The 12,373-nt window shown below is 61.1% G+C and carries 12 protein-coding genes; 1 reads left to right on the top strand and 11 read right to left on the bottom strand.

Annotated features, from left to right (window positions below; all coding sequences use genetic code 11):
- Positions 1 to 5 precede the first annotated feature (5 nt).
- Genes cobF through cbiE form a run of 6 tightly spaced genes read right to left on the bottom strand, consistent with a single transcriptional unit; the run spans position 6 to position 5,131 of the window.
- On the bottom strand, positions 6 to 749 hold the full coding sequence (gene cobF, locus GOW92_RS12110; protein ID WP_170560871.1) for a precorrin-6A synthase (deacetylating): 744 nt from the start codon (positions 747 to 749) through the stop codon (positions 6 to 8).
- Positions 742 to 1,470, bottom strand: coding sequence for a uroporphyrinogen-III C-methyltransferase (cobA, locus tag GOW92_RS12105; RefSeq protein ID WP_170560870.1), 729 nt, complete (start codon positions 1,468 to 1,470; stop codon positions 742 to 744). The genes cobF and cobA overlap by 8 nt, the downstream gene beginning before the upstream one ends.
- The gene (locus tag GOW92_RS12100; RefSeq protein ID WP_170560869.1) at positions 1,467 to 2,789 is read right to left on the bottom strand and encodes a cobyrinate a,c-diamide synthase; all 1,323 of its coding nucleotides are present in this window, start codon (positions 2,787 to 2,789) and stop codon (positions 1,467 to 1,469) included. Before GOW92_RS12100 ends, cobA begins: the two co-directional genes overlap by 4 nt.
- Positions 2,776 to 3,570, bottom strand: a complete 795-nt coding sequence (gene cobM / locus GOW92_RS12095) for a precorrin-4 C(11)-methyltransferase (protein ID WP_170560868.1) — start codon at positions 3,568 to 3,570, stop codon at positions 2,776 to 2,778. Before cobM ends, GOW92_RS12100 begins: the two co-directional genes overlap by 14 nt.
- Complete coding sequence (locus GOW92_RS12090) at positions 3,567 to 3,935, bottom strand: cobalamin biosynthesis protein (protein WP_170561508.1); 369 nt, start codon at positions 3,933 to 3,935, stop codon at positions 3,567 to 3,569. The genes cobM and GOW92_RS12090 overlap by 4 nt, the downstream gene beginning before the upstream one ends.
- Positions 3,932 to 5,131, bottom strand: coding sequence for a precorrin-6y C5,15-methyltransferase (decarboxylating) subunit CbiE (cbiE, locus tag GOW92_RS12085; protein ID WP_170560867.1), 1,200 nt, complete (start codon positions 5,129 to 5,131; stop codon positions 3,932 to 3,934). The genes GOW92_RS12090 and cbiE overlap by 4 nt, the downstream gene beginning before the upstream one ends.
- Here cbiE and GOW92_RS12080 point away from each other — a divergent pair.
- Complete coding sequence (locus tag GOW92_RS12080; protein WP_170560866.1) at positions 5,130 to 5,879, top strand: cobalt-precorrin-6A reductase; 750 nt, start codon at positions 5,130 to 5,132, stop codon at positions 5,877 to 5,879. The genes cbiE and GOW92_RS12080 overlap by 2 nt on opposite strands.
- Here the strand turns inward: GOW92_RS12080 and cobJ are convergent.
- The 5 genes from cobJ to cobN are packed head-to-tail and all read right to left on the bottom strand — an operon-like array spanning position 5,852 to position 12,372.
- A complete protein-coding gene (gene cobJ, locus GOW92_RS12075) occupies positions 5,852 to 6,604 on the bottom strand; it encodes a precorrin-3B C(17)-methyltransferase (protein ID WP_170560865.1) in 753 nt (250 codons plus the stop codon). The genes GOW92_RS12080 and cobJ overlap by 28 nt on opposite strands.
- Positions 6,601 to 7,329, bottom strand: a complete 729-nt coding sequence (locus tag GOW92_RS12070; protein ID WP_170560864.1) for a precorrin-2 C(20)-methyltransferase — start codon at positions 7,327 to 7,329, stop codon at positions 6,601 to 6,603. The genes cobJ and GOW92_RS12070 overlap by 4 nt, the downstream gene beginning before the upstream one ends.
- On the bottom strand, positions 7,326 to 7,955 hold the full coding sequence (locus GOW92_RS12065; protein WP_170560863.1) for a precorrin-8X methylmutase: 630 nt from the start codon (positions 7,953 to 7,955) through the stop codon (positions 7,326 to 7,328). Before GOW92_RS12065 ends, GOW92_RS12070 begins: the two co-directional genes overlap by 4 nt.
- Complete coding sequence (locus tag GOW92_RS12060) at positions 7,955 to 9,082, bottom strand: cobalamin biosynthesis protein CobG (RefSeq protein ID WP_170560862.1); 1,128 nt, start codon at positions 9,080 to 9,082, stop codon at positions 7,955 to 7,957. Before GOW92_RS12060 ends, GOW92_RS12065 begins: the two co-directional genes overlap by 1 nt.
- Entirely contained in the window at positions 9,079 to 12,372 is a 3,294-nt protein-coding gene (gene cobN, locus GOW92_RS12055; protein ID WP_170560861.1) for a cobaltochelatase subunit CobN, read from the bottom strand. Before cobN ends, GOW92_RS12060 begins: the two co-directional genes overlap by 4 nt.
- Position 12,373: the final 1 nt, after the last annotated feature.

Raw genomic sequence — 12,373 nt, 5'->3', positions numbered from 1 at the left:
TCAGATCAGTCCGCACGCCTTTTCAGCAGATAGATATCCATGATCCATCCATGATCTGCCCGCGCTTTCGCGCGCGTTTCGATGATGTGCGGGGCCGTATCGTCCAATGGACCTTGGATCAGAATTTCCTCTTTCATCCCCACATAGGCGCCCCACCAGATATCGTAGTCTGCCATCTCAAGGCTTTGAAACGAGCACTCGCCATCCAGCATAACTGCCACTTTTGAGGCATTTAGCGGCCAGCCTTCATCGCGGATACGTCTGCCAGTTGTCACCACGTAGGGCGCGCCCAGATCGTTGATCGGTATTGCATGAGCCGCTGTCAGTGCCTGCAGCGCGGTGATGCCGGGGATCACACGCGTGTGTGGTTTGGGATTCAGCCGCGAGGCGATGCGTAGCGAGCTGTCGTAAAGCGAAGGGTCGCCCCAGATCAGAAGAGAAACCCGCTGTGCATCAGAATGAGCCGAGATTGCCGCCTGCCATCGTAACGCGATTGCATCATGCCACTCATCCACGCCGCGCAGGTACCCATCATCGGCACGTCGCTTAGGGATATCAAAGTACGCGATTTTGGGCGGCGTGTCGGTTACCTTAGCAATAATCTCTTCCCGCAGCCCGGCCAGATCGGCCTTGTTCTCGCCCTTGCGCGGGATCAGGATCAGGTCCGTGTCGCGAATGGCCTGTGCGCCCTGAAACGTCAGGTGATCCGGGTTGCCGGTGCCAATACCGATCAATGTCAGATCAAACATCGTTGGTCTCTGCAAGCGGGCCATAAAGGATCAGTGCGGGGGCCGTACCGATTTCAGCACCCAGCTTGTCCGCCAACCCACCAACTGTGGAGCGGTGCAGGGTTTGATCCGGGGTCGAAACGGATTCGGCCATCAGCGCTGGTGTTTCCAGTGGCAAGCCATGTTCGTTCAATGTCTTCACCAGCAAAGGAAATGTGCGCTTGCCCATGAATACAACGGTGGTGGCATCTGGGTCGGCAAGGGCGGCCAGATTCAGATCATCGGGTAGCTTCCCACTGACATCGTGGCCGGTGACAAATTGTACACGACGCGCTGTGAGGCGCCGCGTCAGCGGAATGCCAGCTGCTGCCGCAGCCGCGACCGCAGATGGGATACCCGGAATGATCTCGTATTCGATCCCGGCTTCGCGCAGCGCGACCAGTTCTTCTTCCAGACGCCCAAACAATCCGCCATCACCTGATTTCAGTCGCACCACGCGCGCGCCAGTTTTTGCGTAATCTACCAACAAGCGGCTGACGTGGTCCTGTTTTGGTGATGGTCGCCCGGCCCGTTTGCCAACCCCGACAAGATCTGCGTCCTGATGCGCATGGCCCAGGATCGGACCACTGCTTAGGTCGTCAAACAGCACCGCGTCCGCCTTTTGCATCCGGTCAACGGCCTTAAGCGTCAGTAATTCCGGATCCCCGGGACCAGAACCAATGAACGAAACGAAACCGCTCATGCCTGCGCCTCTGCAATCAGATGAAAGAATGTTCCGGTGACGTTGCCACGAACCGACCCAGTTTGCGGCCCCTCGACTCCTTCGGCATCGAACACCCGGGCCAAAGGCGCGTCGGGTTGTTCCAGGATCGAGGAATAGTGGAACTCATGGCCTCTCAATGTCGCATTGGCAGCAAATCCCGGCATAGGGGCCAACAACTGCGCCTTGCGATACCCAAGATTGAACTTGCGCTTCTCATAGGACGTCACAAGTCCAAGTAGACCCGCCATCTGATGTCGGACGCCTTCCTTGTCGACCAGAGCGTCTCCCAAGGCCATATACCCGCCGCACTCACCATGAACAGGTTTTGTCTCGGCATGTTTGCGCAGACCGTTCAGGAATGTGTCGGCAGCGGCCAGAGTGCCCGCGTGCAGTTCAGGATAACCGCCAGGCAGCCAGACCAGATCGGCATCCGAAGCGGGCGCTTCGTCGGCCAGCGGTGAAAACGGCAGGACTTCCGCCCCGGCTGCATGCCAACCTTCAAGCAAATGCGGATAGGTGAACGAAAACGCAGCATCCCGCGCCAGCGCGATCCGCTGAGCCGGGGGCCGCGGCAGCGCGACTGACGATGGCCCATTCGGGCCTGAGGAAGCCGCAGCCTTGATCGCCTCTAGGTCTACGTGTTCGCGAAGGAACGCGGCATACCCGGCAATCGCGCTTTCCAGATCTGGGTGCTCGACCGCTTGGATCAGACCAAGATGCCGCTCGGGCAGGGTCAGGTCTCCGCGCCGGGGCAACACGCCCAGAACCGGCAATCCTGCTCGCTCGATGCCCAATCGTGTCAGGCGTTCATGGCGTGGGCTGGCGCAGCGGTTCAGGATCACACCGGCAAACGGCAGGTCGGGATTGTACATCCGAAACCCCAATGCGGTTGCCGCTGCCGATTGCGCCTGACCGCCCACATCCAGAACTAAAACCACAGGCCAACCCATTCGTTGAGCGGTTTCGGCGCTGGACCCGTGACCGATTTCGCCAGGCTTGGCGACGCCGTCAAACAGGCCCATCGATCCTTCGGCCACGACGATATCCGCTCCTTCCGCCTGCGCGGAAATCGCGCTCAGCAATGGATCGGCCATCGCCCAACTGTCCAGATTGAACGAGGCGCGTCCGGCTGCGGCACGGTGAAAGGCCGGGTCGATATAGTCTGGGCCACTTTTGAATGGCTGTACGGTCAGGCCATCCTCGGCCAGTGCACGCAGAAGGCCCAGCATGACGGTGGTTTTTCCCGTCCCCGACGACGGCGCAGAAATAAGCAGTCCCGGCGGGTTAGTCATCGCCATGACTCCAGCTTGACCACGGGCTGTCCGCGCTTTGTGGACGATACCGGCGGTCGTAGTCTTTTGAATACAGGCAGCTTTCGTCAAACCCTTCGCCCGCAAGGGCAGGGCCGACCATGATCAGAGCGGTCCGAGAAATACTCTCGTCCAGCGCGCCTTTCAGGGTTGCCAATGTGGCGCGAATGATCCGTTCATCCGGCCAGCTGGCGCGGTACACCACAGCCACCGGGCAATCAGCGCCATAGGCCGGGGTCAGATCCGCGATCACCTTGTCCAGATTTCCGATCGACAGATGAATGGCCAAAGTTGCACCAGTGCGGGCAAAGTTCTCCAGCGTTTCGCCTTCAGGCATCGAGGATGCACGGCCGGGTGTCCGGGTCAAAACGACAGACTGTGCAAGTCCGGGCAGGGTTAGTTCCGTTCCCAACGAGGCCGCGGCGGCCGCAAAGGACGGCACGCCCGGTGTGACACTGACGGGAATGCCCATTTCTTTCAGCCGCCGGATCTGTTCGCCCATAGCCGACCAGACGGACAGGTCTCCGGAATGCAGCCGAGCGACGTCCTGACCTGCCTTATGTGCGGTCTCGATTTCGACCATGATTTGGTCCAGATTCATCGGCGCGGTGTTGATGATCTTTGCGCCCTCGGGACAGTGGCCAAGAATTTCCTCAGGCACTAGAGATCCTGCGTACAGGCACACCGGACAGGATGCGATGATATCACGGCCTCGCAGGGTCAGAAGGTCGGCAGCGCCGGGGCCGGCACCGATAAAATGAACGGTCATGTTTGTCCTCCGATGGCGACGGCGCAAGTGGCTAGCCGGTCGTCCGAGATGTGTCTGGGTGAGGTCAGTCGCGCACCTGATCCGGCGGCGGCAAGGGCGGATGCTTCGGCCACGCTGCCGGTGCCATATGTGGCACGGCTGCGGTTCGAGCAGGTGAGAGTGCGCTGTCCCGTCAGATCGGCGGGTGCGATAAATTGGATAGGCAGGGAGGTGACTGATGCGAATTCGACAAGCGCGGCATGGCCTTCTTTGTCGGCCACAGTGGCAAGAGCGTCCACGCTCTGGCCTGAGCTGGCTCGTTCAAAGGCTGCGCGCAGACTGTCCACGGTCGCCGCCGATGAGAAGCCAAGACCCGCGACGATCATAGCGACACGCTCCATTGCACCACCGGGTAGGCTGATTTCCAGCCGCGCCTTGGGCCAAGCGCCGAAGCCTGGGCCAGTTCGATGCGCAAAAGCTCTCCCCCCAGTTTTTCATGCCACTGGGCCAGCAGTGCTTCACTTTCCAGCGTCACAGCATTGGCGACCAACCGGGTGCCGGCGGGCAGGGCGGCGTGTAACCAGGTCAGCAACTCGGTGCTCAAACCACCACCGATGAAAACCACATCCGGCAATCCAAGGCCGTCCAGAACCTCTGGCGCCGTGCCATGCACGACTTGCAACCTGTCTTGCCCCAGCGCGTCTGCATTGCGGCGAATGCGGCCCGCGCGATCTTCACGGGGTTCGATCGTGGTCGCAGTCAGGGTTGGGTCGCACATTAGCCACTCGATACTGATCGAGCCAGTGCCGCCGCCGATATCCCACAGATGCTCGCCGCGTTTGGGGGCTAAGGCCGACAGGGTCAGGGCTCGCACGGGACGTTTTGTGATCTGGCCGTCGTTTTCAAAAATCTCGTCAGGTTTGCCTGAAGCTTTGGGGAGTGCCTGACCTTCGCCCGCAACCTCAAGCCCTACGCAAACGGGATGGTCAAACCCGCCCAGCAGGGCCTCGGTCAGCGATACGCTACGCGACCGCTCGCGGGGACCGCCAAGCGCCTCCATCACGTGCAGTTGCGTGTCAGCAAACCCCGTCTCGTTTAGATATGTCGCAAGCTCGGCCACGGCAGCGCCGTTGCGCAGCAGCAAGATGGCGCGCAATCTCGGTGACAGATGCGGGCGCAGCCTCGTTAGCGGAGCTGCGTGCAGGCCGAACGTCTGGGTGTTTTCCAAGGGCCAGCCCAAACGCGCAGCTGCCAGCGAAAAGGTGGACTGACCCGGTTGGGCTGTCCATTCCCAAGCATCGAAATTGCGCGCGATCACCGAACCCGCACCGAACCAGAACGGATCACCCGAGGCCAGAACAACCGTCGGTCGCCCCCGGAACCCGGTCAGTATTGGCAGCCCGTCGGAAAAAGGTACGGGCCATTCTACCTGTTGCGCGCCCGTGTTGGGGATCAGAGACAGATGGCGTGGCGGGCCCATGATGATTTCGGCACGTTCCAGCACTTGACGACTTGCGGGTGACAGGCCATCCAGTCCATCTTCGCCCAAGCCCAGAACGCTTAGCCACGGAGCTTCATGCATGACCAACCTCCTGATCCTTGGCGGCACGACCGAGGCCAACGCGTTGGCCAAAACCCTGGCCAAGCAGGGCATCCCGGCGACCTATTCCTATGCTGGACGCGTGGACAATCCAAGGCCCCAACCCTTGCCGGTGCGCGTTGGAGGGTTTGGCGGCGTTGAGGGTCTGGTCGGCTACTTGCGGGACCACGCGATCACGCATGTGGTCGATGCAACACATCCCTTTGCCGCGCAGATGAGTACGAACGCTATTGCCGCCTGCCGCGAAGCTGCGGTGCCGCTGTCGGCTTTGACGCGCCCGTCGTGGTGTGCGCAGGACAGCGATCGCTGGCAGCATGTTCCCGACCTTGAGGCAGCGGTTGCCGCCTTGGACGGCCCAAAACGGCGCGTTTTTCTGGCGGTTGGCCGCCTGCATCTTGAGGAATTCGCGGCCCAACCCCAGCACCACTTTCTGCTGAGGCTGGTGGATGAACCTGATACGCTGCCACTGCCCGATTGCGATGTGATCGTTTCGCGCGGGCCCTTTACCGAAGCAGAGGACCGGGCACTGTTGCAGAGCCACCGCATCGAACTTGTTGTGTCCAAGAACTCGGGCGGAACCGGCGCGCGCGCGAAGCTTGACGCCGCGCGGGCGCTGGGCGTGCCGGTGCTTATGATCGATCGTCCGACCCTTCCGCAAAGGACCGAACTGTCGAACGTGGCGCAGGTTCTGGACTGGGTGGCTCATTCGGGTGTGAACCTTGGCGTATAGACAATCGGCGCATTTTTGCGTTCGATAACGCGTGTCAGGGATGACCCGACGATGACCACGGTCTGCATGTCCGCCATGTCGGGTGTGGCCTCGGCCAGTGTCGAAACCCGGATCGCCTCATCCGCGCGCGATACAGCGCGTGCAAACAGGATCAGGCGCCCGGGCTCGCATTCTTCGCGCAGGATTTCCAAAGTTTTTACAAAGCCTTCCGGGCGGGACTTCGAGCGTGGGTTGTAGAATGCCATCGCAAAATCACCCTGCGCCGCCAGGCGAAGACGCTTTTCAATCAGGGACCAAGGTTTCAGATTATCGCTGAGGTTGATCGCGCAGAAATCATGACCCAGAGGTGCTCCGGCACGGGCCGACGCCGCCAGCATCGCGGTGATACCCGGCAGGACATCGATGGGGATGTCGCGCCATTCTTCTGGCCCATTCTCCAGCGCTTCGAAAACAGCCGCTGCCATTGCGAAGACCCCGGGGTCACCCGAAGATACGACGGCCACGCGTTTACCCTCAGCCGCCATCTGTAAAGCGTGTTGGGATCGGTCGATCTCGACTCGGTTGTCGCTGGCATGTAGCGTCAGGCCGGGGCGTTCCGTCACTCGCGCGACGTAAGGGATATAACCCACGATATCCGTGGCCTCAGCCAATGCAGCTGAAACCTCGGGCGTGACCAGGTCTTCGTTGCCAGGCCCAAGACCCGCGATCTTGACCCAACCACTCATGGCCGTCGCCCTTGACCATGCACGATAATGATCGAGAAATAAGGGGTAACCTTCTCACACGCCTCAGACAGTTTCGTCACCGTTTGGTTTGGCATCTGGGCGAATTCGACGATCCATGCCCGGTCGTACAGACCAGCGGTTTTCAGCGCGCGTTTCACCTTGTCGATGTTACGCCCGATTTTCATCACGACCAAAGCGTCGGTCTGAGCCATGCGATGTGCCAGATCCTCTTCTGGCAGGGTGCCGACTAAGACCGTCAGCACGTCATCGCCCCAGGTGATCGGGTCACCTGTTGCTGTCCACGCTCCGGACATGCCAGTGATCGCGGGCACCACCTCTACTTCTGCTTTGTCTCGTAAGCGGCTGTAAAGGTGCATGAAAGAGCCGTAAAAGAACGGATCTCCTTCACACAGAACCACCACATCCTCACCCTGATCCGACAGCGCCTTCAAATGGGCGGCACAGTCCTTGTAAAAGGCCGACAGTAGTTTGTTATAGCGCGGATCATCCAGTGGAATTTCCGTGGTGACAGGGTATTCCATCGGAAATTCGACAGCGCTGTCTGGGATCATACCATTGACGATCTTGCGTGCCTGTCCGCTGCGACCGGGTTTGCGGAAAAACGCCACGTGCCGGGCATTGCGCAGCAAGCGATCGGCCCGAACGCTCATCAGGTCTGGATCGCCGGGGCCAAGGCCCACGCCATATATTTTGCCCGCGCTCATTCCGCGCGGCTCGCGATGGCGTTGATGGCTGCTACTGTGATGGCGCTGCCGCCCAGGCGGCCTTTGACGATGCATGAGGGCACCGGTTGCGCCTCCCATAAGGCATCCTTGGATTCGACTGCTCCGACAAAGCCCACCGGGCACCCAATGATGGCGGCCGGGCGGGGGCAGTCGGGGTCTTCCAGCATGTTCAGCAAGTGGAACAGAGCGGTGGGCGCATTCCCGATAGCAACCAAAGCGCCCTCAAGATGCGGACGCCACAGCTCCAGCGCGGCGGCAGAGCGGGTATTGCTCATTTCGGCCGCCAGCGGGCGCACTCGTTCTTCGTGCAAGGTGCAGATCACCTCATTATCCGCTGGCAGGCGGAACCGGGTCACACCTTCGCTGACCATTCGCGCGTCGCACAGGATCGGCGCGCCGTTCTCTAGTGCAGTCCGCGCGGCTGGCACGAAGCCGGGCGAAAAATGCACGAATTCTTCCAGCCCGACCATTCCGGCGGCGTGGATCATGCGAACCGCGACCTGTTCTTCATCTGCATCAAAGCGTGCCAGATCGGCCTCGGACCGGATCGTGGCAAAGCTCTGCTTATAGATCGCCGCGCCATCGGTTTCGTATTCATAGGGCATCAGGTGAGGTCCATAGTCATGAGTGTTTCGAGTGTTAGCCCGCATTGTGACGGCTCATCCCCTGCACGGCCGTTTTTGACAAGATCAAATCGTCCGTCATTGCCGATCAGAGTGACATTTGCGGGGCCCATACGGGCACAGCCCTTGGCACAGCCGGATACATGCAGACTGCTTGCAACCCGGGCCGCCAGTGCGCGCGCGATATTGCGGGTTTCCACTTGCGCCTGTGGGCAAAATGGCGCGCCGGGGCAGGCGTCGGTTGTCAATAGCGGGTCGGCAGCATCTGTAACAAAGTCCGGTGTGGGGATCGCCGCCCCGCCTTCCAGCAGGATCAACCGCCATGGGGTGACCCGCAAGGCAGAGGCCCCACTGTCCGCAATGAGATCAGAGAGCTGTTGCGCACGCAATTGCCCGAACGCAGCGCCATAAAGCGGGCCAAGATCGTAGGCCTCCGGTTGCAGCGGCGAGCCGATGTCGCCCGGCGTGCTGCCTTGCCAACTCGCAGGCAAATCCTGCTTTGCGATCATTCGCGCCATGCGGCGTGTGTCCGGGGTGAAACGCTCGGCAAACCACCCGGCTAGAGCGATCAGTTGATCAATCGCATCGGCTTCCGAAACTCGGCGGCCGGTCTTGGCCCCATCGGCGCGCAGAATGAGACCTTCGGTACCTGCCTCAATCCTGATATCGGCCGAATCCGCCGCCAGCAGGCGTTCGGGGCCGGTATCAATGGCAAAACCAAATTTCGCAGGCAGGTTTGGCAGTTCTCCCAAACGGTCGATCAGTTCCCTGGTCAGTCGGGCGGTTCTGTCGCCTGATTGATACAGGGGTGACACAAGGATATTACGACGAACTTCAATACCGGGCTCGGCATCTAAAAGGTCCAGCACGGCCAGTTCGGACAGCAGAGCCCTGTGATCTTTTTCCTTGACCCCGCGCAGTTGCAGATTGGCCCGGTTGGTCAGGTCTATCGTGCCATTGCCAAATCTCTCGGCCAACTGGCACAGACCAAGCGCCTGAGCGGCATTTAAGCGAGCTAAACGAGGACGCACCCGAACGACCAGGCCGTCGCCGGACATCATCGGCCGATGTGATCCTGGGCACCAACCCTGAACAACCGGGGTGCTCATCCCAGCCCCTCCAGATCCGCCCGGATCGAGTTTCGGCGTGTGTTCCAAAGGCCAGCGTCTAACAAAGCGCGGAACCGATCCTGCATGGCCTGATGCGCGCGGGGGTTGGCCTCTTGCAAAAACGCGTCGACCTCAGCGTCGCCCAAAGTGGCGTCGTGATAGATGTCGAACAGGTGCGGCGCGACCGTGCCTGACAGATGGGCGAAAGAGGCCATGTGATCCAGCGTCGCCGCGATTTCCGCAGCGCCCCGGAAGCCATGCCTCTGCATGCCCGCGATCCAGCCCGGATTGGCAGCGCGGGCGTGCACGACGCGGCTGATTTCTTCAGGCAGCGTTCGGGCGCGCGGGTTTTCCGGGTTTGTGTTGTCCAGATGATAAAGCTGCGCCGCGCCACCGGTGACTTTTTTGGCAGCGGCGAAACCAGCCTCGTGCGTGGCGTAATCGTTAGCCAGCAACAGGTCGGTTTCTGTCAGGTCCTGCAGATGCACGAAACTGTCCGCGTTCGCGACCCGTTGGGTAATGCCGTCCATGTCCTGAGTGATATGTTCGCCTTCCAAAGCGAATGAGCTGGCCTCAAGCCATGCTTCTCCGGCCTGTTCGCGGGCCTCATCCGTATAGACTTCGGACAGCTGCGTCATGTTCACGCCATAGCTGCCCGGAGCCGGTCCAAAGACGCGCGCCGTCGGAGCGTGTCCGGCATAAGGGTTCCAATCCGGTGCCTCGTCTCGGTCGCACAACGCGCGAATTGCCTGACCATAAAGCGCCGAAAGCGTGGGGAACACGTCCCGGAACAGGCCGGACACGCGCAATGTCACGTCCAAACGCGGGCGGCTGAGATCGGTGATGGGCAGCACCTCGATGCCCGATACGCGCTCGGATCCCTTGTCCCAGACGGGTTTCACGCCCAGCAGGTGCAACGCCATGGCGAACTCTTCGCCCGCAGTCCGCATGGTGGCCGAGCCCCATAGGTCTACGATCAGCCCTTTGGGATAGTCGCCTTCTTCCTGCAGGTGCCGCCGGACCAGTTCTTCGGCCAGTTTCACACCTTGGGTATAGGCCGCGCGGGTCGGAACCGAGCGCGGGTCGGTCGTAAACAGGTTTCGCCCGGTGGGAAGGACGTCTGACCGCCCGCGATAGGGGGACCCGGACGGGCCAGCCTCAATCCGTTTCCCTGCCAGCGCGTCGGTCAGGGCATTGCGTTCGGCGTGGGCAGAAGGGGTCGTGTCAAAGTTGGCAGTAGCTTTGGGCGCACGCCCAAAGATATGCAGCCCATCGCCAAACTGGCTTTCCTTGATATCACAGACAAAACGGTCGATGCGTGTAATTGCCTCGGCAGTGCAGGTGGCCTGATCGAGACCCAGGTCACTTTCAAGTCCGATGGCTTGCGCTTCGTCGCGGATATCTTCCTGCAGCCGGTCCCGACGTTTGGGGTCCAGACCATCTGCGTTCGAAAACTCATCCAGTAACGATTCCAGCCGGACCATCCGATCCGGCGTGCCGCTGTCCTTCATCGGGGGCGGGATGTGGCCCAGTGTGACGGCGCCGATCCGGCGCTTGGCCTGAGCGGCCTCGCCGGGATCGTTGACGATGAAGGGATAAATCACCGGTAGGTCACCAATCAGCGCTTCGGGCCAGCATTCGTTGGACAGGGCGACTGATTTGCCCGGCAGCCATTCCAGTGTTCCGTGGGCCCCGATATGGATCAGCGCGTTTGCGCCCAGACCTTTACGCAGCCACAGGTAAAAGGCGACATAACCGTGGCGCGGGGTGCGCGACAGGTCATGATAGTCGTCGTCGCGCGACTCGGGCGTTCCGCGTTCGGGCTGCAGCGCGACCAGCGCTTTGCCCCGACGCAGCGCAGTAAAGTGAAACGCGCCATCGGTGAATGCCGGGTCATCTTCGGGGTTGCCCCAGATCGTTTCCAGATCCGCGCGCAGTTGGTCCGGTAGACCGGCCAAAACGTTGAGGTATTCTTGCAGCGGCCACTTAATCCGAGCCTCCAGCAAAACGTCAGCAATCGGTTCTGCTGGCTCGGTGTCATAGCCTTCGTCCTGCAGATCAGACAGCATCGCCTCGGCCGATGCCAGCGCGTCGAGGCCCACCGCATGGGCCATTTGCCAGTCTTTGCCTGGGTAGGTGGACAGCACCAGCACTGGGGTTTGATCAGCTTTGGGCTTTTCGTTCAGGTTCAGCCAACCGGTGACGCGGTCGATGATGGCCTCGATCCGTTCCGGCTCGGCCCGGTGGGCAAAGCGGGAATACTCCAGATATGGGTCACGTTTGCCCGGTTCCTTGAAAGAAGCGATACCCGCCGAAATCCGCCCGTCCACTTCGGGCAGGACAACATGCATCGCCAGATCGGCAGGCGACAGACCACGTTCCGCTTCGGCCCACGCCTTGCGGCGCGATGTGGCGAGCGCGATCTGAAACACAGGCACATTTGCGGCGTCCAACGGGGACGTTCCAGACGCACCTTTGCCAGAGAAGGACGTGGCGTTGATAATGGCCGCAGGGTTCAGCGTCACGACGTTTTCCCGCAACCAATCCGCAACAGCGGGCGCTTTCAGCGATGGAGCGAACAGACCAACAGCTTCATATCCCCGGGCGCGCAGGCTGCGGATCAGGGCCGCGACCGGGGCGGTGTCCGCCGAGGTCAGATATGCGCGGTAAAATGTTACGATGATACGCTTCGCGTCGCTGGCAAACGCCTGATCCACCGGGATCACGCCGCAGTCGGGGCACCACACACCGCATTCGGGCAGGGTTTTCGCGCCCATCACAGGCCCAGCGTAAAGCCCCGCGGCTAAAGCCATCTGTGCCAATGCGGCCTGTGCCGCGACTTCGCCGCCGGTGTCACACAGATGCGCCAGCCGCCGCAGGGTAGAAACGGGCAGGGTGGAGTAGTCATCCAACCGCGTATCTTCACGCCCGTCAGCAGGCAACACAGCCAGCGCGATGCCTTTGGATTGTGCCAGCGCCAGAACTTGCTGCAACCCGTAGGACCAGTACGGGACGCCGCCGATCAAACGGATCAGGATGCCCTTCGCACCCTCCAACGTCTGTTCAACATAGGTGTCAACTGACAAGGGGTGTTTTAGTGCCGTCAGGTTGGCCAGCCGCATCGTCGGCATTCGCCCTTCGGCCCCACCACCGCGATGCCAGCCCGCCGCGAAAGCGCCAAGGTCGCTGTCCGAAAAGGACAGCACCACTAGGTCCGCTGGGCTCTGGCCCAGATCGGTCGGGGTCTCGGTTTCCTCGAGCCCGTGGCTTTCGCGGAAGACGACGTGCATG

This window comes from Ruegeria atlantica, from assembly GCF_013032505.1.
Taxonomy (GTDB): Bacteria; Pseudomonadota; Alphaproteobacteria; order Rhodobacterales; family Rhodobacteraceae; genus Ruegeria; species Ruegeria atlantica_F.
Note: the sequence above shows the minus strand (reverse complement) of the source record. Positions and strands in the feature narration are given on the sequence as shown.

What these genes read in the sequence shown, in the direction of transcription:
- cobF (WP_170560871.1), bottom strand. Translation starts at nt 749, where the DNA reads ATGTTTGATCTGACATTGATCGGTATTGGCACCGGCAACCCGGATCAC.
- cobA (WP_170560870.1), bottom strand. Translation starts at nt 1,470, where the DNA reads ATGAGCGGTTTCGTTTCGTTCATTGGTTCTGGTCCCGGGGATCCGGAA.
- GOW92_RS12100 (WP_170560869.1), bottom strand. Translation starts at nt 2,789, where the DNA reads ATGGCGATGACTAACCCGCCGGGACTGCTTATTTCTGCGCCGTCGTCG.
- cobM (WP_170560868.1), bottom strand. Translation starts at nt 3,570, where the DNA reads ATGACCGTTCATTTTATCGGTGCCGGCCCCGGCGCTGCCGACCTTCTG.
- GOW92_RS12090 (WP_170561508.1), bottom strand. Translation starts at nt 3,935, where the DNA reads ATGATCGTCGCGGGTCTTGGCTTCTCATCGGCGGCGACCGTGGACAGT.
- GOW92_RS12080 (WP_170560866.1), top strand. Translation starts at nt 5,130, where the DNA reads ATGACCAACCTCCTGATCCTTGGCGGCACGACCGAGGCCAACGCGTTG.
- cbiE (WP_170560867.1), bottom strand. Translation starts at nt 5,131, where the DNA reads ATGCATGAAGCTCCGTGGCTAAGCGTTCTGGGCTTGGGCGAAGATGGA.
- cobJ (WP_170560865.1), bottom strand. Translation starts at nt 6,604, where the DNA reads ATGAGTGGTTGGGTCAAGATCGCGGGTCTTGGGCCTGGCAACGAAGAC.
- GOW92_RS12070 (WP_170560864.1), bottom strand. Translation starts at nt 7,329, where the DNA reads ATGAGCGCGGGCAAAATATATGGCGTGGGCCTTGGCCCCGGCGATCCA.
- GOW92_RS12065 (WP_170560863.1), bottom strand. Translation starts at nt 7,955, where the DNA reads ATGCCCTATGAATACGAAACCGATGGCGCGGCGATCTATAAGCAGAGC.
- GOW92_RS12060 (WP_170560862.1), bottom strand. Translation starts at nt 9,082, where the DNA reads ATGAGCACCCCGGTTGTTCAGGGTTGGTGCCCAGGATCACATCGGCCG.
- cobN (WP_170560861.1), bottom strand. Translation starts at nt 12,372, where the DNA reads ATGCACGTCGTCTTCCGCGAAAGCCACGGGCTCGAGGAAACCGAGACC.